Origin of the sequence: Desulfonatronum thiosulfatophilum, assembly GCF_900104215.1 — a bacterium.
Classification (GTDB): Bacteria; Desulfobacterota; Desulfovibrionia; order Desulfovibrionales; family Desulfonatronaceae; genus Desulfonatronum; species Desulfonatronum thiosulfatophilum.
Map to the genome: position 1 here is coordinate 36,701 of NZ_FMXO01000014.1, position 20,579 is coordinate 57,279.

At 58.8% G+C, this 20,579-nt stretch carries 19 protein-coding genes; 7 read left to right on the plus strand and 12 right to left on the minus strand.

Going from position 1 to position 20,579, the window contains the following annotated elements; translation table 11 throughout:
* Positions 1-54 precede the first annotated feature (54 nt).
* Positions 55-870, minus strand: coding sequence for a sugar phosphate isomerase/epimerase family protein (locus BLP93_RS12140; RefSeq protein ID WP_161946318.1), 816 nt, complete (start codon positions 868-870; stop codon positions 55-57).
* Positions 871-1,036: 166 nt separating this feature from the next.
* Here BLP93_RS12140 and BLP93_RS12145 point away from each other — a divergent pair, with 166 nt between their 5' ends.
* From BLP93_RS12145 to BLP93_RS12165, 5 genes are all read left to right on the plus strand, one after another.
* Complete coding sequence (locus tag BLP93_RS12145; protein ID WP_092122016.1) at positions 1,037-1,324, plus strand: sulfurtransferase TusA family protein; 288 nt, start codon at positions 1,037-1,039, stop codon at positions 1,322-1,324.
* Positions 1,325-1,328: 4 nt separating this feature from the next.
* Positions 1,329-1,694: a DsrE family protein gene (locus BLP93_RS12150; RefSeq protein WP_092122019.1), complete on the plus strand. Its 366-nt coding sequence runs from the start codon at positions 1,329-1,331 to the stop codon at positions 1,692-1,694.
* Between the two features lie 232 nt (positions 1,695-1,926).
* On the plus strand, positions 1,927-2,697 hold the full coding sequence (locus tag BLP93_RS12155; protein ID WP_161946319.1) for a sulfurtransferase TusA family protein: 771 nt from the start codon (positions 1,927-1,929) through the stop codon (positions 2,695-2,697).
* Between the two features lie 2 nt (positions 2,698-2,699).
* On the plus strand, positions 2,700-3,875 hold the full coding sequence (locus BLP93_RS17445) for a cobalamin-independent methionine synthase II family protein (protein ID WP_279615063.1): 1,176 nt from the start codon (positions 2,700-2,702) through the stop codon (positions 3,873-3,875).
* A 394-nt stretch (positions 3,876-4,269) separates the two neighbouring features.
* The gene (locus BLP93_RS12165) at positions 4,270-5,403 is read left to right on the plus strand and encodes an XdhC family aldehyde oxidoreductase maturation factor (protein ID WP_092122024.1); all 1,134 of its coding nucleotides are present in this window, start codon (positions 4,270-4,272) and stop codon (positions 5,401-5,403) included.
* Positions 5,404-5,530: 127 nt separating this feature from the next.
* Here the strand turns inward: BLP93_RS12165 and BLP93_RS12170 are convergent, their stop codons facing one another.
* A complete protein-coding gene (locus BLP93_RS12170) occupies positions 5,531-6,598 on the minus strand; it encodes a TOBE domain-containing protein (RefSeq protein ID WP_161946320.1) in 1,068 nt (355 codons plus the stop codon).
* Between the two features lie 278 nt (positions 6,599-6,876).
* On the opposite strand from BLP93_RS12170, the gene BLP93_RS12175 reads away from it, so the two are divergent.
* Positions 6,877-7,833 carry a sulfite exporter TauE/SafE family protein gene (locus BLP93_RS12175; RefSeq protein WP_092122030.1) on the plus strand — a complete coding sequence of 319 codons (957 nt, stop codon included), beginning with the start codon at positions 6,877-6,879 and terminating at the stop codon, positions 7,831-7,833.
* 196 nt (positions 7,834-8,029) lie between these two features.
* Here the strand turns inward: BLP93_RS12175 and BLP93_RS12180 are convergent, their stop codons facing one another.
* The gene (locus BLP93_RS12180; protein ID WP_092122280.1) at positions 8,030-9,049 is read right to left on the minus strand and encodes an alpha-hydroxy-acid oxidizing protein; all 1,020 of its coding nucleotides are present in this window, start codon (positions 9,047-9,049) and stop codon (positions 8,030-8,032) included.
* Between the two features lie 107 nt (positions 9,050-9,156).
* Between BLP93_RS12180 and BLP93_RS12185 the strand changes: the two genes are divergently transcribed.
* Positions 9,157-10,272, plus strand: coding sequence for a two-component system sensor histidine kinase NtrB (locus BLP93_RS12185; RefSeq protein WP_161946321.1), 1,116 nt, complete (start codon positions 9,157-9,159; stop codon positions 10,270-10,272).
* A 173-nt stretch (positions 10,273-10,445) separates the two neighbouring features.
* Here BLP93_RS12185 and lon read toward each other — a convergent pair whose 3' ends face one another.
* The 9 genes from lon to BLP93_RS12230 all read right to left on the minus strand — a co-directional run bounded on the left by lon (position 10,446) and on the right by BLP93_RS12230 (position 20,553).
* The gene (gene lon / locus BLP93_RS12190) at positions 10,446-12,902 is read right to left on the minus strand and encodes an endopeptidase La (RefSeq protein ID WP_092122036.1); all 2,457 of its coding nucleotides are present in this window, start codon (positions 12,900-12,902) and stop codon (positions 10,446-10,448) included.
* A gap of 142 nt (positions 12,903-13,044) precedes the next feature.
* Positions 13,045-13,326: an acylphosphatase gene (locus BLP93_RS12195; RefSeq protein WP_092122039.1), complete on the minus strand. Its 282-nt coding sequence runs from the start codon at positions 13,324-13,326 to the stop codon at positions 13,045-13,047.
* Positions 13,327-13,345: 19 nt separating this feature from the next.
* Positions 13,346-14,023: a RadC family protein gene (gene radC / locus BLP93_RS12200; protein ID WP_092122042.1), complete on the minus strand. Its 678-nt coding sequence runs from the start codon at positions 14,021-14,023 to the stop codon at positions 13,346-13,348.
* A 224-nt stretch (positions 14,024-14,247) separates the two neighbouring features.
* Complete coding sequence (locus tag BLP93_RS12205; RefSeq protein WP_139162996.1) at positions 14,248-15,231, minus strand: DNA polymerase III subunit delta; 984 nt, start codon at positions 15,229-15,231, stop codon at positions 14,248-14,250.
* 134 nt (positions 15,232-15,365) lie between these two features.
* On the minus strand, positions 15,366-17,894 hold the full coding sequence (leuS, locus tag BLP93_RS12210; protein ID WP_092122048.1) for a leucine--tRNA ligase: 2,529 nt from the start codon (positions 17,892-17,894) through the stop codon (positions 15,366-15,368).
* Between the two features lie 23 nt (positions 17,895-17,917).
* Positions 17,918-18,379: a hypothetical protein gene (locus tag BLP93_RS12215; protein WP_092122052.1), complete on the minus strand. Its 462-nt coding sequence runs from the start codon at positions 18,377-18,379 to the stop codon at positions 17,918-17,920.
* Entirely contained in the window at positions 18,348-18,851 is a 504-nt protein-coding gene (nusB, locus tag BLP93_RS12220; RefSeq protein ID WP_244148742.1) for a transcription antitermination factor NusB, read from the minus strand. The genes BLP93_RS12215 and nusB overlap by 32 nt, the downstream gene beginning before the upstream one ends.
* A gap of 9 nt (positions 18,852-18,860) precedes the next feature.
* A complete protein-coding gene (gene ribH, locus BLP93_RS12225) occupies positions 18,861-19,331 on the minus strand; it encodes a 6,7-dimethyl-8-ribityllumazine synthase (protein ID WP_092122058.1) in 471 nt (156 codons plus the stop codon).
* Positions 19,318-20,553: a bifunctional 3,4-dihydroxy-2-butanone-4-phosphate synthase/GTP cyclohydrolase II gene (locus BLP93_RS12230; RefSeq protein WP_092122061.1), complete on the minus strand. Its 1,236-nt coding sequence runs from the start codon at positions 20,551-20,553 to the stop codon at positions 19,318-19,320. Before BLP93_RS12230 ends, ribH begins: the two co-directional genes overlap by 14 nt.
* Positions 20,554-20,579 lie beyond the last annotated feature (26 nt).

Genomic DNA, 20,579 nt, shown 5'->3' on the forward strand with positions numbered 1-20,579 from the left:
TCCTCTGGCAGTCTTAAAACACTCCATTTGACGAGACGTATGGGGAAACCAGGGTTAAACAGCGTGCATGTTAGCTCTGGTCCGGGCATCAGACTGAAAACGGCTTTGCAGGGAGCGCCGGATCATTTCCCGCGTGTTCCGCGCCGCGTCGGCATCCTGCAGTTCAACGGTCCACCAGGAGCACCGGGTTTCCAGCAGCCTGGCGATAATCGGCTCAAAGGGCTCCATGTCGTCAATGGGATGATGTCCGGATTCGTCTTCCCGGCCGTAGATATGCACTTCCCACAGTCGATGCGCGAAAAGATCGACAAAATCCTCCACCGTACAGCTTCCACTCTGGACCGAAGCAGACCCCAGTGCATGGCCGATGTCCAGGGTAATCATGGCCCCGGCTGCCGCGGCCCAGCTTGCGATGTTCCTTGGATCGCTGGAATGCCCTGTGCGCAGATTTTCCAGACAAACGATCATGCCCAACTTTCCGGCAAATTCCACGAGACGGGACAGATTGTCCACCAGGGTCGGCATGTGCACGGGCTGATCCGGGTTCAGGCCGCTGTGCACCGTGACCACCGGCTCGCTCAATCCGGCCATGGCGACAAGGGAACGCTGATGCACCTCCAGGGCGGCGGAAGCCAGGCTCGGATCCGCATGGCCCAGCTCATACTGAAAGTATCGGGTGTGGAAACGGATGGGCAGACCAGCCTGCCGGAAGGGAAGGATTATTTCGGGGAGGAGATCCAGGCGCTCCGGGTCCGGAGAAAACTCCACCGCAACGGCGTTCTCGCTCACCCACTGCAAGCGGGCCGCGCAGTCAGGCGATGCGGCGGTGAACGCCAGGGTGGGAGGACAGGGGCAGTATATTGAATTCATAATGAGATGCGGAAGCTCTCTTGAACAGCCTGCAACGCGCGCATGGGCAATATCCATGATGTCGTCCAATTGATCAACAGAGAATTCCTATCAGAAAAGCCGATATGCATCAGCTTTTTCAATTTGACATTCCTCCCCTGAATCATTTCTAAGATTGGAAATCCTCATGGAAATTCTCACGATGGAAACCAGGACAATGCAAGAAACACATCCCTCGGAATGGGAATTCGACGAAGAGTTCGACGGCGGTGAGGAAACCTGCGGCCGGGTGATCATCAACCTGTACACCTATCTGCTGCCCATGCCGCCCGGCACCAAGGTCCTGCTTATATCCAAAGATCCGGCTGCGCACATCGAATTCCCGGCCTGGTGCCGCATGACCAAAAACACCCTTCTGGACAAGCGGCATCCTTATTATCTCATTGAATACAAACCTGAACTGAAAAAGGAGTGATCCCATGGCCAACAGATTTTGCGTGACCATCAGCCATTGCCGAACCGATGGAGACAAGGCCACGCTGGGCTTCGTCGTTGCCAACGCGGCCCAGGGCAGCGAGAAGGAAACCATGATTTTTCTGAGTTCGGACGGCGTATATTGCGCGGTCAAGGGCGAGGCCGAGAAGATCGACGAGGGCGCGCCCTTTGCACCTCTCAAGGAATTGATCACCAAGTTCGTGAATGCCGGCGGCAAGATCTACGTCTGCACCCCCTGTCTGAAAAAACGCGGCCTGTCCGAGGCCGATCTGATCGAAGGCGCCGTTCCGGCCGGCGGCGCGGCCCTTGTGGAATGGCTGTCCACCGATCCGGCCTGCGTGGGTTATTAAGCCGAAAGGCAAACGGTAGAGGTCAGGATCAGTGATTGAAATCTGAAAAATCTGAATCAGAGATCAGAAAGAAGCGGAATAAAATGTGTATCGTCGGGAAAGATGCTTTCGCCCCGTGATCTTCCAGATGGCGAAGGCATCCGCACCGCACGATCATTTCTATTGTAATAGCAACTACTCCTGAGGTCCGGCTTAACATGATTTTGTGGAGTAGATGCCCGTGGAGAAAGAAATGACCGAAATCCTTGATGCGGCGGCTTTGAATGAATTGCGGCCGGAGCGGGTCTTTGACGGGGCGGATCTGGACTGCGGGTCCGGATTGATTCTGTTGATCCGGGAGAACATGCTCCAGATCCCAGTGGGCGAAATCCTGGAAATGCGCACTCGCGAACCCACGGTCAACGACGATCTGCCGCCTTGGTGCCGGATGTCCGGTCATGAATATCTCGGACGTCTTGAAGGCGACGGTTATGCCCGGTATTTCATGCGCCGGGGCGAGCCCAAAACGGCCGCCGGCGCGCCGCCCTCGGACGATCAGGCTTTGGCCGAGGATAAGAAAAAGGCCATGGATTACGAATGGCGGATGCGGGTGCGCTCCACGGGCAACCTGAAAAGCACGGTCTATTGCCGAAACTTCTCCTGGGATCTTGGCCAGCCGGCCAGCTTCAAGGACAAGGACGCCCACCCCTGCGCCGTGGAAGCTCTGCTTGGGGCGCTTGGCGGAGCCTTGAGTTCCGGCTTTGCCACGGACTGCGCCCGGGAAGGGCTGGATGTAGACGATATCGAGATCACGGTTCGGGGCAAGTTGCGCAATATCCTGGCTCACATGGGCCTGGAGCCGGGCGACCCGTCCTTTGCGTCCATCGAGGTGAAATGCTTTGCCTCGACCATGGACAACGAAAACAAGGTTCGCTCCACATGGGAGCAGACCGTGGCCCGCTCGCCCATTGCCGCAACCCTGGCCAAGGCGGTCGATCTGAACATCAAATTCGCGGTGGTCTGATCATGTTTACCACAACACAAGTCGGAAGCTGGCCCCGTTCGCGGGACATGCTCAAGGCCCTGCGCGACCGGCGGCTGGGCAAGATGTCCCGGGCCGAATTCGACGCCGTGGCCGATGAGGAAGTGCGGCGCACCGTGCGCATCCAGGAAGAGGCCGGCATGGACATCCTGGTGGACGGAGAGCACCGCCGGGACAACTTCTACTCCTTCATCACCGAAAAGATGGAAGGTACCCGGTTGATGAGCCTGGCCGAGATGCTGGACGAGGTGGAGGACAAATCCGGATTCGAGGAACTGCTCGGAACCCTGGATGTTCCGGCATCGGCCATCCGCAACCCCACCTGCGTCGGTCGGCTGGAACGCCGGGAGCCCCTGGCCGTGCAGGACTTCCAATTCGTGAAGAGCCTCACGGACAAGCCGGTAAAGATCACCCTGCCCGGCCCCTACCTCCTCAGCCGGTCCATGTGGGTGCCCGGCTATACCAAGAACGTCTATGTCGATCAGAAGGAGATGGGCGACGACGTGGTTCGCATCCTGCGCGAGGAACTACTGGACCTGGCCGCGGCCGGATGTGAATTCGTCCAATTCGACGAGCCGGTGCTGACCGAAGTGGTCATGTCCGCGGAATGCGGTCGCCGCACCTTCATGTGAGCGACCTTGGCCACCCGCCGTGATGTGGGTGAAGAACTGGAATACGCCGCGGAACTGATCAACCGGACCATGGAGGGAGTGCAGGGACCGCGCATCGGCCTGCACATCTGCCGGGGCAACTGGAGCACCCGGGAGGACGTCCTGCTGACCGGAGACTACAAGCCCCTCCTGCCGGCCCTGACCAGGATGCACATTCATCAGTACGTCTTGGAATACGCCACTCCCCGAGCCGGAGAAATCGCCGTGGTCGGTTCGGCACTCTCCGGAAACGTTCCGGGCACGAACAGACCCAGGGAACTGGGGCTGGGCGTGGTCAACCCGCGAACCACCGTGGCTGAAACGCCCGAGGAGATCGTGGCCAAGACCGAACTCGCCATGCAATTCTACCGGCCCGAGCAGCTCTTTCTGAACACGGACTGCGGCTTCGGCTGCTTCGCCAACCGCTGCGTGAACGTGGAAGAAGTTGCCGCGGCCAAGATCAGAAACATCGTCCTGGCCGCGAATATCCTGCGCGAACGCTACGCATAATCCCGTCAGCCACGCCACTTTTTGTAAGATACTGTAAATACTCAGCTAAACCGTGCATATGCAGACTGAATACCCGCCTTCGCGGGTATGACTGATTCGGAGACGGCATTGGATACGAGTCATTCCCGCGAAGGCGGGAATCCAGCGTCGGAATGAGGCCTAACCAGGATGTGCCGATAGTTACACTTTTTCCATTTCTGTCTGCAAAGGATACCTGCCGGTCAGGAGCAGGATTTCTGATTCAAAATCCCGAATTTCCATCTTCGTAGGCCTGACTTGTCTTATTCCATGCCGTGTGCGAACAGTCCTCCTCGTGCATTTCTATCTTCGCGCAGACGGAATGGTATCCGGCTCTATCCCATGAACAGCTTGTACAGTTACAGAAAAACACCGAATGAACCAATTAAGTAACGAAATTCTCGCCCTGCTTGAATCCGGCGAACCCTCGGCCCTGGCCACCATTGTCAGTCTTTCCGGTTCCGCGCCGCGGACTGCCGGCACCTGCATGGCCGTGCGCGGCAACGGTTCGATCATGGGGACCATCGGCGGCGGACGTCTGGAAGCCGAGGTCATTCAGGCCGGCATTGAGGCGCTGCGGACCGGGAAGGCCTTCTTGCGGCGCTTCGAGCTGACCGGCAAGGACGTTCGCGACATGGACATGATTTGCGGTGGAGTGCTGGACGTGCTGGTGGAGCCGGTGTGCGTCGATGAACGGACCATCGGTCTGTTGCGAACCCTTGACCGGCTCCGTGCTGAAGGCAGGCAATTGTTGCTGGCCACGCTGCTGCAAAACGACCGCAAGGAGCAGGATGAAGGATATGTCCCCCAGCGGCTGCTGGTGGAACTGACGCCCTCCGGACCGGTGTTTCATCCCCGCGAACCGGAAAATGCCGCCGCGTTCATCCCGCTCCTGGAAGCGGCGCGGACCCTAAAAAACACGGTCCTGTTCGATATGGAAAATGTGCGCTTGGTTGTCGAGCCGGTGCTTAATCCGGAAACAGTGCATCTTTTCGGCGCGGGACACGTTTCCATGGAGGTCGCAGCTCTGGCCCACCGAATGGGTTTTCGGGTGGAGGTCTACGACGATCGGCCGGAGTTTGCCAATCGACAGCGCTTCCCCAACGCCCGGGCCGTGCATGTTCCGGAGAGCCTCGCCACGGCCCTGGATAGTCGCCGGATCACCGACAACTGCTACATCGTGATCATCACCCGGGGACACAGCCACGACATGGACATCCTGGCCCAGGCTTTGCCCGCCAGAGCCGGCTACATCGGCATGATCGGCAGCCGCCGTAAACGCGACGCCATTTATGCGGCCCTGCGCCGCCAGGGGTTCAACCAATCCCAACTGGACGCCGTCCATTGCCCCATCGGCCTGGACATCCACGCCGAAACGCCTGCCGAAATCGCCCTGAGCATCGTGGGGGAACTGGTGAAGGTGCGGGCGGAACGATCCACCGCGGGTAAGAGGTTGGAACAAGCTGAAGCACCTTTTCGCATTGACGAGGGTGGAAGAAAAGAACCTTGAATGTGAACCCCCGCTTCGCTCAAGGCGCCGAGGACGCAAGGAAGAAAGAAATTTTTACTTGGCGGCCTTGGCGTCCTGAGCAAAGCGAGCGGTTCCCTTTTCCGGTCCACGTTCGATCCCTGCCAGGCTATTCGAGATTCAAGATTACCGAATACGCGCCGAACAGCGCCCAGGCCGGGCCGTTCACCCGCAGGCCGAGACGCCGGCAGCTGTCGGCGGTAATCACCGAGCAGATCTCGGTTCCATCCTCGAGACGCAGCAAAACTTCCGCATTCACCCGTCCGGCATTGACCTCCATGATCGTTCCCCGCAGCCGGTTCTCGGCACTGTTGGCGGCTGCCTCCTCGGTTGCTGCGATGAACACCCACGGCGCCTTGATCTCCGCGGTGACGAAAGTCCCGACTGCCAAACGCATCCGTTTCAAGCTGCCGTTTGTGATGATCGAGGAAATGCGCAGGCCGCCCAGGGTCAGGAGGATCACCTCGGACTGGATATCACCCTGGATGATTTCACTGATCTTGCCGAAGAAAAAGTTCCTGGCACTGGTCCTTTTCCGGCTTTCGCGGTCGATATGTCGCCGGACCGCATGGTGCATCTCCTCGTCGGAAACATCCAGAAAAGCAGCGGTCAGGTTGGGCGTGGAGTGGCCGAGGAGCTTCTGCACTACGGGCAGCGGCAGGTTGCCCCGCAGCAATTCCACGGAGCGCGCCCGCCGCAGTGCGCTGGGGTTGCCGAACTCCCTGGGCAGCCCGCAGGACTCGGCCCGTTCGTAGAACTTGCGTCGTACATGACCCGGATCGACCCTGAACAAGGCCTTGCCGGGCGATATTCCATCCGATGCCAGGAACTGCCGCAATTCTTCCACCAGATCATCCGGAATTTCAACCTGCCTGGAATTCTCCGCCCCCTCGCCTCCCACTCTGACAACCCGCTCTTCCAGGTTGATGTCCGTTACCTGCAGTTCCAGAATCTCATGCAGTTTTGCTCCGGTATGGCGGATCAGCAAGAATATGAGCAGAATCCGCCTCCTGGACCTGCGCACGTCCTGGCGCACGGAATCGTTTACCCAGTTGCGAAAGGAACGTTCCATTTCCGCAAGCTGCACTGAGTCCAGCATTTTCACGTCTGGCGGGACGGAAAAATGCGTGCCGGTTCGGAACCGGCTGCGACTGTCGTCGTCAAAGAATGAATCCACGGTTATTCCCCATGCTGGATTATCGCGACACCTCGGACCATGGCGCGGATGCCGATTCATAAGGCGACAACTTCGCCAGGGCAAGAAAGAACGCTGATTCGCTCTTCCGCTCAGACATATTGACATGGCAGTCCGGCGGATGTAGGCGACAATTGACACCTTAATTGCAGTTTTCGTGTCAGTCAGTTTAATCACGTGCTCTGAAAATGCCCTGATCCTGCTTTCACTCCCTTCTTCGATTCCGGATAGCCGGAAATCGCGTGATTTAGGAGGTTGTTATGCTGTTTCCCGTGGCCGGAATTGAAGTTGCGCCCTGGATTCCCTTTGTGGCCGGATTTTTCGTGGCCTTCATCTGCTCCATGGGCGGCGTGTCCGGGGCCAACCTGCTGCTGCCCTTCCAGATGAGCGTTCTCGGATTCGTCACCCCGGCGGTCAGCGCCACCAACCATCTCTTCAACATTGTGGCAATTCCCAGCGGCGTCTACCGGTTCATCCGGGAAGGCCGAATGGTCTGGCCCCTGACCTGGGTGGTTATTGCCGGGACGGTACCCGGCGTCCTAGTGGGCGTCATCCTGCGGGTGCGCTACCTGCCGGACCCAACGCATTTCAAGTTCTTCGCCGGTCTGGTGCTGTTGTACATCGGCTTTCTGGTAGCCCGCTCCCTGCTTAAGAAACCTGCTTCGGGCCAGGATAAGGCTTCCTCGGAAAAACGCTTCCAACAACTGGTGGCCGGATTCCGCAAGGAACAATCCTCGGCCGAGGCGGTTGGCAGGTCCCTGCCCTGCGTGGCCATGAACAGCTTCACCCTTTCCAGGATCGAGTACACCTTTTACGGAGAGACCATCCAGGCCCCGACCATGGGCATTTTCCTTCTCAGCGCCATTGTCGGCGTGGTCGGGGGGATGTACGGCATCGGCGGCGGCGCCATCATCGCGCCGTTCTTCGTGACCATCTTCTGCCTGCCCGTGTACACCATTGCCGGCGCCTGCCTGATGGGCACCTTTCTGACATCCGTGGTGGCCGCCATCTTCTATCAGGTCATTGCCCCGTTCTACCCGCACATGGCCGTGGCCCCGGACTGGGCTTTGGGCATCCTGATGGGAGCCGGCGGGATGATCGGCATGTACGCCGGCGCCAGGATGCAAAAGTTCGTTCCCGCCGTGTACATCAAATGGATGCTGGCAGTGATTCTGGTCTTCACGGGCGGCCGGTACGTGCTGGATTTTTTGTTCTGATTACCTGACGGCCAGTCGTCGGATGATCTGATTGCAAGTCGACGCGCATCATCCTGAAAAAGGGCGGAAACCTCGTATGCCGCAGTTTCCGCCCTGACTTTTCCAATGGGGTTTTCAGATCATGTTCCAGAACGGATCATCCCTGCCCTTCCCCGCTCGGATGGACGTTGAAAGATTCAAGGCGTGCCGCCAATCATCACCTCTCCACTGTCCGGATGATTCCAGGACTCACCTCGCCGGCCTTGGCCGTGCCGGTGAGCACCATGCATTGGGTCAGCTCCTGACGGATCTTTTCCAGATACGTTGCCGCGCCGTCCTTTCCGCCTCCTAGCACGGCCACTGAAAACGGTCGGCCGATGAGTACCGCGTCCGCCCCAAGGGCAAGCATGCGCAGGACATCGGCGCCGGAACGCACGCCGCCGTCGGCCAGCACGGTGATCTGACCGCGAACGGCGTCAGCCACCCCGCGCAAAACCCTGGCCGTGCCGGGAGTTCCATCCAGAACGCGTCCTCCGTGGTTGGAAACCACGATTGCCGCGGCACCGGCATCCACGCACATCTTGGCTTCGTCAGGCGTCATGATCCCCTTGACCACGAACTTGGCCTTGGTGCGGCGAATCACCTCCGCCAACTCGGCGACGGGCTTGGGCGAGACCGGCCGGCCCATCTTGCGCAAGGTGATCAGGCCGGCGGCATCCACGTCCATGCCCACGACGGTTGCTCCGGCATCCAGAGCCTTGTCCAGCTTGGCGAACAGTTCCTCGTCCTCCCAGGGCTTGATGAACGGAATGCCCCGGCCATCCAGGGCCTTGACCGCGGCAAATCCGCTTTCATGGATGACGGGCGGGACGCCGTCACCCGTGCAGCCGATTGTCCCGGCTTCGACACAGGCCGTGAGCTTGGCCAGGATATATTCCTCTTCAGCCATGCCGCCGCCCATGTTGAAGGATACGCCACCGATGGGCGCGGCCAATACCGGCATGGACAGATCGAATCCCAGGATGGACACAGACAGATCCGGCTGCGAGACGTCGTGCAGACAGCGCATGTTCAGTTGGATTTCCGAGAGGGCCCGCACATTGTCCTGAAATGAGGATCCGGTTCCCAAACCGCCCATGCCCGGGACTTCCCCGGCACAAACCCGTCCGTCACATACCGGACAAACCCGACAGAACCCCTTCATCAATGTCCGTGCCTGCACCTGTATTTCCTTCATGATTTCCTCCCTTCCGTTTGTTATGTACCCCATCAGACAAACTTCTTTCCATGTGGGCCGCAAATGCTTACCTTCATTTTGCCGATCATCATCGACAAGAGGTTCCCATGCCGACGCTCCTGCCCGACCAGATCGATTATCCGCACTTATTGCAACAGTTCCTGGAATCCTTGCCGCATGCCGCCTTCATTTGCTCCGCGGACGGCACCATACTGTACGCGAATTCCGAAGCCCAGACGACTTTCGGCCACGTGCCGAACTGGTTTTGCGACCGGAGCCTGAGTATTTTCTTTCTCCCGGAAGATACCGAAATTTTCTGCCGCAACCTGCTCCGCTTGGCCTGGAACAAAGGCGCCGTGAACGAAGAAGCGATGCTCCTGCGCCGCAACGGAACCCGTTTCATGGCCATGATCCATCTGCGGAAATATGACCACGAAGCCCAGCCTCTGCTGCTGCTCCACGTCCAGGACATCGACCGCCAGAAACAAATGGAGAACGTCCTGCAAGAGCTCGGCTATCAAGATTTACTGCGGGTTGCCAATGGGGTCGGCCATGAAATTCGCAATCCCCTGCTGATCATCGGCGGCTATCTGCGCAAGATGTACGCCTCCTGCAAGGCTACGGACGAGGACGACGCATCATATCGGTGCATTGTGGACAACTTGCGAAAAATTGAAAACATCGTCCGCAAAATCGAATTCTTCACCCATCCACCCAAGCCTGCACTGAACAGCACATCAACCGAACAGGTGGTGGAGGCAAGTGTCGCATCCCTTGCCCGGGAAATGCGCGCGGCCGAAGTCCGGTGCAGTATCGACGTGGAACCCATGCAGCTGCTCATGGATCAAGGTTTGATCACCAAAGTCGTATGCATTCTCCTGGAAAATGCCCTTGAAATCCTGCCCAGAGGCGGGGAAATCCGCGTCACAGGACATTGCAGGTCTTCATGGTACGTCTTCAGCGTTCAGGACAATGGTCCCGGCATCCCGGAAGAGCACCTTCCCTCCATTTTCCACCCTTTTTTCAGCACCAAACCCCAAGGCGCCGGCATAGATCTGGCCATTCTCAAACGAATCATCGACAATCATGACGGCCAGGCCCACGTGCTCTCGAAACCGGGACAGGGTGCGCGTTTTGATATCTTCCTACCCCTGGAGCGACGCCGCAGCATCCGCCTGACCTCCATCGAGCCTGATCAGCAATCCGCCTCCGCGCAACCCTGAAGGCATTCACCGGCAATCCATGTCAGATGTCCGGTTTACGAGGCCGGCGCATCAGTAACGAGACGCAAAAGCTAGATAAAATGGTCTCTGGTGTAAGAGTTTCGTGCATGCCAAAGGCCAAAGGCCGCCTCGAAAGACGGCCTTTGGCTTGACGATGTCGACGGATTCCGCCGTTATTTTTGACTTGCGCTGGAAACCAGGGGCCAGAGTTCGTCCACATGTTCCACGAACCGAACCTTGATCTTGCGGAGCAGTTCACTGGGCACTTCCTGCAAATCCTTTTTGTTCTGGACAGGAATCAGGACGGTTTTCAATTGATGCGCCACGGCCGCCAGAATCTTTTCCTTGATCCCGCCCACCGGCATCACCCGGCCCCGCAACGTGATCTCGCCGGTCATGGCCAGGTCGTTCTTCACCGGAATGTTGGTCAGGGCCGAAAGCAGGGCCGCAACCAGGGTCACCCCGGCGGACGGCCCGTCCTTGGGGGTTGCTCCGGCGGGAACGTGGATATGGATATCATTTTTCTCCGCGAAATCCGGATCCAGACCCAACGCCTTGACACGGCTCCGGGCGATGCTGAGCGCGGCCTGGGCGCTCTCCTTCATCACGTCGCCCAACTGCCCGGTCAGAATCAACTTGCCCTTGCCGGGCATGGTGCTCACTTCCACATGCAGCACCTCTCCTCCCACCGGAGTCCAGGCCAGACCAAGCGCCACGCCCGGGTAAAGCTCCTTGTCCTTCTCGCTTTCCAGAAATCTGGGCACGCCCAGCAGCTTGGTAACCATCCTGCCGGTCACCACGAACGGTCCTGACTCATCTTCGGCCACCTTGCGGGCCAGCTTGCGGCAGACGGTACCCAGTTCCCGTTCAAGATTGCGCAGTCCGGCCTCCCGCGTATATTCACGGATGATCTTGCCGATGATCTGGTCCGGAATCTCCACGTCCTCCGGCTTCAGCCCGTTTTCCTTGATCTGCCTCGGCAACAGGTAACGCTTTGCGATCTTGACCTTTTCCACTTCCGTATAGCCCGGAATCCGGATGACCTCCATCCGGTCCAACAAGGCCGACGGGATGGTGTCCAGCACATTGGCCGTACAGATGAACATGACCTTGGAGAGGTCGAATGGGACGTTCAGGTAATGGTCGCTGAAGGTGGAATTCTGTTCCGGGTCCAGCACTTCCAGCAGTGCCGAGGACGGGTCGCCGCGAAAATCCGTGCCGACCTTGTCCACTTCGTCCAGCATGATCACCGGGTTGCGCGTGCCGGCCTGCTTGATGCTCTGGATGATCCTGCCGGGCATGGAACCAATATAAGTCCGACGATGGCCCCGAATTTCCGCCTCATCCCGGATTCCACCAAGAGACATGCGCACGAATTTGCGGCCGAGTGAACCGGCAATGGAACGCCCAAGCGAGGTCTTGCCCACGCCGGGCGGGCCGACAAAGCAAAGGATCGGGCCCTTCATGTCCGGATTGAGCTTGCGCACGCTGAGATATTCCAGAATCCGGTCCTTGACCTTGTCCAGCCCATAATGGTCGTCGTCCAGGACTTCCTTGGCCTTCTGGATGATCAATTGATCCTTGGACAACTTCTTCCAAGGCAGCTCCACGATCCAGTCCAGATAAGTTCGAATTACCGTGGCCTCGGAGGATTCCGGATGCATGGATTCCAGCCGTTTCAACTGCTTGTCCGTTTCCTTGCGTACGTCCTTGGGCAGGCCTGCCTTTTTCAGGGAAGCCCGCAGCTCCTCAAGATCCTCGTCACTCTCCCCGGAATCACCCAACTCCTTGCGTATGGCCTTGAGCTGCTCGCGCAGGAAAAATTCCCGCTGGGCCTTGTCCATTCCTTCCTTGGCCATGTTCTGGATCTTGGCCTGCATCTCCGCGACTTCGGCTTCCTTGAGCAGTTGCCGGTTGACCAAAGCCAGGCGCTGGACAGGGTCCTCGCAAGCCAGGATTTCCTGGGCGTCCTCGACCTTCATCCGAAGATTGGAGGCGATAAGGTCCGCCAATCGGCCCGGCTCCTCCACGTTGTTCAGAACGGCCAGAACGTCCGGAGAGGCGATGCCCCGCAACGACAGGATTTTTTCGCTCTGTTCCCTGGCGGTGCGGACCATGGCCTCCAATTCCGGCGTCGGCTCCCGCACCTCCTCTTCCATGATCGGCTCGATCTCCACCATGTGAAAGGGTTCATTCTGAACATACCCGGTGATCCGCGCCCGGGTCACGCCCTGGACCAGCACCTTCAAGCGCCCGTCCGGCATTTTCAGCATGCGCATGATCGTGGCCAGGGTGCCCACGGAATGCACCTCTTCCGGACCGGGGTCGTCGGTTTTTTCTTCTTTCTGGGTGGCGATCAGAATGTGCCTGTTGGAATTCAGCGCGGCGTCCACGGCGAGAATGGACCGTTCCCGTCCGACGAATAGCGGCAGGATCATGTAGTTGAAGACCACCACGTCCCGCACCGGCAGCAGGGGAACATTCTGGGGCAGTTCCTGACCGACGTTGCCGCCGTCTCGATCTTCGGATTCGGAAACCGGCTCCACGGAGGACCCAAGTTTCACATGCGCCTCCTGCTCCTCGGATTCATTAATGACTTCCACATGCGGGGTATCATCGTTGGTACTCATATTGAAATACTCCTTTGGATTTATCTCATTCTTAGTTTCTTCGGAAAATTATCATCGGCGGGAACTGGTCCTGCTTGAGCCGGCGCACAATGACTTTTATCCAAACGAATCATGGCTTTATCATGCTTAATTCGACAGCTCATCACCGTGATGACGCGGTGATTTCAAAACCGGCAAACGGTTCGTCGCCTTCCTGGTATGTCACGTCTACTCCGTCCACGCGACTCATGGGCGGACCTTCGCCAAGCCGTCTCTGAAACATTTTCAGGACATGATCCGGCCCTTGAGCCGTCACTTCAACACGTCCATCGGATACATTCCGGACCCATCCGGTCAATCCGAGCTGGCGGGCCTGGTTTCTCGTCCACGCCCGAAAAAAAACACCCTGAACGCGGCCGGAAACGTATGCATGCAATTCCTTCACGAACGTACCTCCTGTTCCGTCAAAGCAAGCCTTGGGCCTGGAAACTGAAGTAGTCGGATTCCGTGACGATGATATGATCCAGAACCCGGATATCCATTTCCTGGGCCGCACGCTGCATTTTCCGCGTCAATTCCTGATCCTGGATGGACGGTTTCGGATCCCCGCCAGGGTGATTGTGCACCAGGATCAACCCGCTGGCTTGATGGTGCAGAACCATGCGCAAGATCTCTCTGGGATAGACCGGCGTCTGGTCCACGGTTCCCCGGCTGACTTGGCGCCACTGCACAAGACGATTCTTGTTGTCCACCAGGGCCACCCAAAACTGCTCGGTCAACTCGTGGCCCAGACGAGCAATGGCAAAATCAGCCACGGTCCGGGGGTGGCTGAAGACGTGGCGTTCCTGGACCGCCCCCTCCTGCACCCTTCCCCAAAATTCACGCCAGACATCCAGCAGGACGATCACGCTGGAACTCATCCCGGGAACCCCTTCCAGTTCGTTCGGACGGGCGTAATAGATGCCGCGCAACGAGCCGAAACGGGTCAGCATCTCCTTGGCCAGCTGCTTGGTGTCCCTGCGAGGCAGGGCATACCCGAGGAGAAGTTCCATGACTTCGTAATCCGCCAACCCCTGCGAGTTTTCGGCAAGGCGGGCCTTGAGCCGTTTCCGGTGTCCGAGATAATGCTTGTCCATGGGCATATAGGTATGGATGCTGGTTATGGCAATGAAAATTCGCCCAACAAACCATATTTTTCAAAAAACATGGCCGTAGGAACGGTTTGTATCAACAAAAACCTTGAAAGCAAACCGTTTGAAGCCTTCAGTAGCCTTTTTGCGCCCTGATGGACGGCAAATTGGACGAAGAATGGCGAGGAAGGAAGGTGTGGAGAACGATATGAACCTGGAACAGGTTCAACGAGCTGTTATCTCTGAGTTTGAGAATGCCTGGAGAGATTGGAAACGAGAAACTCCAGAATCTGGTCCGCTTGTTTGCGTCCGGATTTGAGGTCCTTTTCCGCCTGGAAAACCAGGTTGATAATCGCGGCGATGCCCTGCTCGCCCATCTGCCTGGCCAATCGTCGCTTGTCGTCCTTGATGCTCGGCGGCAAGGAAACTGAAGCGTCCTCACCCGCGTTGAGCATCCCGAGGGTACGCATTTCCCATTGCAACAGCCCCAGGATCGGCATGAGCATTCCGGAACCGCCGGCCTCGTGATCCGCCAGTACGGTTCGCCAGATTTCGGGGTTGGCCGGGGAACGCAACGCCGCCTTCAGAAAGGCAAAATTATCCATGGCCGACGCTTCGCCCAAAAGATGCAGGTCCGCGTCCTCCACCTGACGTCGCTCGCCCAGGTGCAGTTCCAGCTTCAGCAACTCGTTGCCGAACCGAGCGCCGTCCAGGGGCAACAGGGCGGCCATCCTTTCCGCGACATTCGGCGCAATGGAAATGCCCCGGCGGCCGGCCCAGCTTTGCAGTTCCGAACGCAGCGTCTGCGGCGTCATGCCCGGGAATTCCCAGTACCACTTCTTCTTGCGGGCAGCCTTGTAAAAACTCTGCTTGGCCAGAACCGCGGGCACGGCCGGCGTCCTGCCCTTCCAATCTCCTTCCAGGCAGAAAAACACCCACAAATCCGGCTTGGCCTTGCGCAGCAACGGCTCAAGATCCGACCAGACCTTGACGGTCAGGGCATTGGCCCGGCGCAGGACCAGAACCCGGCCCTTGCCCAGCAGGCTGAGCAAACCGGGCATGGAAAGCATGGTCCAGAAGCCGGATTCCAGAGGCTCGTCAGCCCAGAACGTCGTCCTGCTCCACTGTGCGCATCCGGCGGCGCTGATCAGCCGGTTGATCTCCCGTTGCATCATCCAGGGATCAGGGCAGATACAGAAAAAGAAGGGAGCGCGGGACATGCGGTACCGTCAGGAATGAGGGATGGGATTGATGATGATAACGATTGATTCTCAACTAAGCATGGAGATCACGGAAGATGGAGCGCAACGACGGACTCGCCTTGGCGACGTGTCGTTGCGCTCCTGAAGGGTCATCATTTCCGGGTGACGATGTTCAGCAGCTTGCCGGGCACGAAGACCATCTTGGCGACTTCCCGGCCGGAAATGTGTTTTTGAATGTTTTCGCTGGCCAGGGCCTCACGTTGAACCTGTTCTCCGGAAGCATCCGCGGCAACGGTCATCTTGGAGCGAACCTTGCCGTCCACCTGAACCACTATGGTCACCTCGTCCTGGATGAGAGCCTGGGGGTCATGGGCGGGCCAGGACTGGTGGGAAAGCAGATCGGCATGGCCGACAAGCTGCCACATTTCCTCGCACAGATGCGGCGTCACCGGAGAGAGTACCACCAGGGTGGAGGCCACTGCCGAGGACAGCATTTTTTTGCCGGCATCGGTGGTGCGCAAAACGTCCTTAACCTGGTACATGGTGTTCACCAGTTCCATGACCGCGGAAATCGCCGTATTGAATTGAAAACGGTCGGCGATGTCTCCAGCCACCTTGACTACGGTTGCGTGCTCCTTGCGCCGCAAGGTCACGGCTTCGGGAACTTTCGCAGCCTGCGCATCCTGGGCCGAGGCCGAGCATGGAGCAACGGCGGTCAGATCCGGGGCCAGATCCGTCACCAGCCGCCATAAACGGTGCGTAAAGCGCTGGGCGCCTTCGATGCCGGAATCGCTCCAGTCCAGGTCGCGCTCGGCAGGTGCGGCAAACAGCAGGAACAAGCGCACCGCGTCCGCGCCGTAGCGCTGGGTCATCTCGTCCGGCGAAACCACGTTGCCCTTGCTCTTGCTCATCTTGGCGCCGTCCTTGAGCACCATGCCCTGGGCCAACAAGGCCTTGAACGGCTCGTCCATGGCGACGTAACCCAGGTCGCGCAGGGCCTTGACCCAGAATCTGGCGTAGAGCAGGTGCAAAATGGCATGCCCCACCCCGCCGATGTACTGATCCACCGGACACCAGTAGGCCAGATCCTCGGCGCGGAAAGGCTTCCCGTCCTCCCAGGGGGCCGTGTAACGCAAAAAGTACCAGGAACTCTCCACAAAGGTGTCCATGGTGTCCGTCTCCCGCCTGGCTGGCCCGCCGCAGAGGTGGCAGGTCGTCTGCACGAAATCCTGCGCATCGGGCAGGGGGGACCGTCCGTCCGGTCGGACCTGCAGATCCAAAGGCAGGATGACCGGCAGGTTTTCTTCCTTTTCCGGGACCACGCCGCACGATTCGCAGTACATGACCGGAATGGGCGCGCCCCAGTACCGTTGCCGGCTGATGTTCCAATCCCGCAGGCGATAATTGATCGCCCGTCGGCCTAGGCCATGCGCTTCCAGGTGGTCGGCCACGGCCACCTTGGCCGCTTCGTTGTCCATGCCCGTGAACGGGCCGGAATCCACCAGCAGGCCGGGTTCCGGCCGGGCTTCGGTCATGGTCGCCCCGTCCATGGTCCGGCCCTCGGGGATTATCACGGGCAGAACTTCCAGATCGTATTTGCGGGCAAACTCGAAATCGCGCTGATCATGGGCCGGAACCGCCATCACCGCGCCGGTGCCGTAGCCCATGAGTACGAAATTGGCCACCCAGATGGGCATCTTCCGACCAGTAAAGGGATTCAGGCAATACCGTCCCGTGAACACGCCCTCTTTTTCCAGGTCTTCGGCGCCGCGAACCATCTTGTCCATGTTCCGGACCTTGTCGCAAAAAGCGCGGACTTCCGCTTCCCGCGACGACCCCGCGATCAGCTCCTCGACCAGGGGATGTTCGGCGGCCAGGCTCATGAACGTCGCTCCGCATACCGTATCCTGGCGCGTGGTGAACACGCGAATGGACTGCGTTGCGTCCTCGGCAGGCTCTTCCAGGGCAAATTCGATTTCAGCGCCGATGGACTTGCCGATCCAGTTGCGCTGCATGCTCACGACCCGCTCCGGCCAACCGCCCTCAAGACCGTTCAGATCCTGGAGCAGTTCCTCGGCATATTTGGTGATCCGCAAAAACCACTGGGTCAGTTCCTTCTGCTCCACCTTCGTGTCGCAGCGCCAGCATAATCCGTTCTCGACCTGTTCGTTGGCCAGAACCGTGTTACAGGATTCGCACCAGTTCTGGGCGGCCTTGTGACGATATGCAAGGCCTTGCTCGAGAAACTTCAGGAAAAAAAGCTGCTCCCAGCGGTAATATTCAGGCAGGCAGGTTGTGACTTCCCGCCGCCAGTCCAGGGAATATCCCATCCGCTGCAACTGGGTGCGCATGGTGTCGATGTTTTCCATGGTCCACTTGGCCGGATGAACCCCGTGCTTGATTGCCGCGTTTTCCGCCGGCAGACCAAAGGCGTCCCATCCCATGGGATGGAGGACGTTGAAGCCCTGCATCCGTTTCAAGCGGGCCACGGCGTCCCCAATGGAATAGACGCGGGCATGGCCGATGTGGATGCGCCCGGAAGGGTAGGGAAACATTTCCAGCACATAGTATTTGGGAAGCGCGGCATCGGTTTCGGAATGAAATGTGCCCTGCTCTTCCCAAATCCGCTGCCATTTGACCTCGACTGATTGTGGATCGTAACGATCCGTCACCTTCTCCATTCCCTCTCCCGTACCTCGTTGTCTCATGTCGTTGCATCAAGATCATGCTTGGTTGAAAACCGCATGTGGGGCATCCGCGCTTCCCATTGCCGCACGACCTGATAGACCATCCTGCGCCGTCCGCCGACATCCAGGAAAACAAGGGCATCCCCCAGGTAGGCTCCCCAGAAGGGATTGCCCCATCTGGCAAGGGCCGAATCCGCGGGCAGACTTGTGGTCTGGAGCAATGACCCGACATCCAGCCACCATGCCGGCCAGGCCAGATTATTCATCTGAATTGCCATTAACTTCGACCAGGCAGCCACATCCCCAGGTGCGGCCACAAGCCAGTCCAGCGCCCAGCTGGTCCGTCCCTGCGCATCCGTGAGTATTCGCACTTCAGCCTGACCGGCTCCGGAAAAATGCTCCCGGCCCGCCAGAATTCGGACATGGCGAACATGGGGGGGACACTGTTCAGAACTGCTTATGAAGCCCAAATTCACCATGGCTCACCGCCTTGGCCACGGCGTCCAGAATACCGTTGACAAAAGGAAACGATTGGTCGTCCGCAAACGCCTTGCTCAGTTCCACGGCCTCATTGATGCTCACCCGCAGCGGAATGTCCGGCTCATGGAGCATTTCATAGACGCTCAGGCGCAATATGCTCAGTTCGGCCTTGGCGATCCGGGCAATCCGCCAATGTTTGGAAAAGCGCTGGATGACTTGGTCGATCTCCTCCCGAAACAGGTAGACTCCGGTGGCCAGCTTGGCGGCATATTCCCGGTCCTCCAGCGTCAGGGGGGCTGGATCCGAAACCGCGGCGCTGGTCTCATCGCTCCAGTCCTCCTCATCCACGGGCAGCTCAAAAAAAGCCCGCTGCACCTGCTTTTTGTCCTCGAAGGTCCGGAAATTCATGGAGAAGACGAACTGCAGGGCCCGCCTGCGGGCAGATCGGCGATGAACTTTAGGGGTTTCCATGGCCATCAATCAGACTTGCTCCAAAACACGAATCAGTTCCAGGGTCGCGGCGGCCGCATCAACGCCCTTGTTGCCGGCCTTGCTTCCGGCCCGCTCGATGGCCTGCTCCAGGGTGTCCGTGGTCAGCACGCCGAAGCCAATGGGTACGCCCGTCTCCAGCATCACCTGAGCCAGGCCCTTGGAAACCTCGGCGGAAACGTAATCAAAATGCGGGGTGGAGCCGCGGATCACGGCGCCAAGGCAAACCACGCCGTGGTATTTTTTCGTTTCCGCAAGACGTTTGGCGGCCAGGGGCATTTCGTAGGCGCCCGGAACGCGCATCAGGGTGATGTCGCTTTTTTCGGCGCCGTGGCGCAGCAGATAATCGACAGCGCCGCCAACCAGGCGATCCACGATAAAATCGTTGAACCGGCTGGCCAGAATCGCGAAGCGCAAGCCGGTGGCGTCCAGGCGGCCTTCAATGGTTTCAAGATGGTACATCCGTCTTCTCCTTGTCTGCTTTGAAATCCAGCATGTGGCCCATTTTTTCCTTCTTGGTCATCAGGTACTGCAGGTTTTCCGCGCAGGCCTGCACTTCCACGGGAACCCGGCCGGCCATTTCCAGGCCATACCCTTCAAGGCCGACGATCTTCTTGGGATTGTTGGTCATCAGGCGCATCTTGCTCACACCCAGATCCACGAGGATTTGCGCTCCGACACCGTAATCGCGCAGATCCGGAGCAAACCCCAGCTCCACGTTGGCTTCCACGGTATCCTTGCCGTTGTCCTGCAGACAATATGCCTTGATCTTGTTGGCCAGACCGATGCCCCGGCCTTCCTGACGCATATAGAGAATCACGCCGTTGCCGTCCTCGGCAATGGTCTGCATGGCGGTCTGCAATTGGGGACCGCAGTCGCAGCGCAATGAGCCGAAGACGTCGCCGGTCAAACACTGGCTGTGGACGCGCACCAGGATCGGCACATCCGGAGAAATCGTCCCCTTGACCAGAGCCAGGTGCACGCCGTTGTCCACGTCGCTCTCATAGGCATAGACCCGAAAATCGCCGTGGCAGGTGGGCAAATTGGCCTCGCCCACCCGGCGCACGGAGAGCGAATCATGCCTCATCCGGTGCCGGATGAGGTCGGCGATGGAAGCGATCTTCATGTCATGTTTGGCCGCGAACACTTCCAGATCCGGCATGCGGGCCATGTTGCCGTCGTCGCGCATGATCTCGCAGATCACCGCCGCGGACTTCATTCCGGCCAAACGGGCCAGATCCACGCTGCCCTCGGTCTGTCCGGCCCGGACCAGCACGCCGCCCTTTCTGGCTCGCAAGGGAAACACGTGACCAGGGGAAACGATGTCTTCGGCCTTGGCGTCGTCGGCCACGGCAGTCAGGATCGTGGTCGCCCGGTCATAGGCGGAAATTCCCGTGGACACGCCGGTGCGCGCCTCGATGGACACGGTGAAGGCCGTTCCGAAACGGGATTCATTGCGCGTGGACATCATGGGCAATTCCAGCTTTTGCACCAGCTCCTGCTCCATGGCCAGACAGATCAGCCCGCGGCCGTGAATGGCCATAAAGTTGATGACCTCCGGGGTCACGCTCTCGGCGGCAATGGTCAAGTCACCTTCATTTTCCCTGTTTTCGTCATCCACGAGGATGATCATCCGCCCCTGGCGAATGTCCTCGATGGCCTCTTCAATGCTGCATAGCGCCATATTCGTCCCTCTTTGACTTCGGGCTG

Bases quoted from the DNA above. Each gene is read 5' to 3' on its own strand.
- radC (WP_092122042.1), bottom strand. From the start codon at position 14,023: ATGCCCATGGACAAGCATTATCTCGGACACCGGAAACGGCTCAAGGCC.
- BLP93_RS12175 (WP_092122030.1), top strand. From the start codon at position 6,877: ATGCTGTTTCCCGTGGCCGGAATTGAAGTTGCGCCCTGGATTCCCTTT.
- BLP93_RS12165 (WP_092122024.1), top strand. From the start codon at position 4,270: ATGAACCAATTAAGTAACGAAATTCTCGCCCTGCTTGAATCCGGCGAA.
- BLP93_RS12140 (WP_161946318.1), bottom strand. From the start codon at position 870: ATGAATTCAATATACTGCCCCTGTCCTCCCACCCTGGCGTTCACCGCC.
- BLP93_RS12205 (WP_139162996.1), bottom strand. From the start codon at position 15,231: ATGTCCCGCGCTCCCTTCTTTTTCTGTATCTGCCCTGATCCCTGGATG.
- BLP93_RS12180 (WP_092122280.1), bottom strand. From the start codon at position 9,049: ATGAAGGAAATACAGGTGCAGGCACGGACATTGATGAAGGGGTTCTGT.
- nusB (WP_244148742.1), bottom strand. From the start codon at position 18,851: ATGGAAACCCCTAAAGTTCATCGCCGATCTGCCCGCAGGCGGGCCCTG.
- leuS (WP_092122048.1), bottom strand. From the start codon at position 17,894: ATGGAGAAGGTGACGGATCGTTACGATCCACAATCAGTCGAGGTCAAA.
- lon (WP_092122036.1), bottom strand. From the start codon at position 12,902: ATGAGTACCAACGATGATACCCCGCATGTGGAAGTCATTAATGAATCC.
- ribH (WP_092122058.1), bottom strand. From the start codon at position 19,331: ATGTACCATCTTGAAACCATTGAAGGCCGCCTGGACGCCACCGGCTTG.
- BLP93_RS12150 (WP_092122019.1), top strand. From the start codon at position 1,329: ATGGCCAACAGATTTTGCGTGACCATCAGCCATTGCCGAACCGATGGA.
- BLP93_RS12145 (WP_092122016.1), top strand. From the start codon at position 1,037: ATGGAAATTCTCACGATGGAAACCAGGACAATGCAAGAAACACATCCC.
- BLP93_RS12185 (WP_161946321.1), top strand. From the start codon at position 9,157: ATGCCGACGCTCCTGCCCGACCAGATCGATTATCCGCACTTATTGCAA.
- BLP93_RS12155 (WP_161946319.1), top strand. From the start codon at position 1,927: ATGACCGAAATCCTTGATGCGGCGGCTTTGAATGAATTGCGGCCGGAG.
- BLP93_RS12215 (WP_092122052.1), bottom strand. From the start codon at position 18,379: ATGGTGAATTTGGGCTTCATAAGCAGTTCTGAACAGTGTCCCCCCCAT.
- BLP93_RS12230 (WP_092122061.1), bottom strand. From the start codon at position 20,553: ATGGCGCTATGCAGCATTGAAGAGGCCATCGAGGACATTCGCCAGGGG.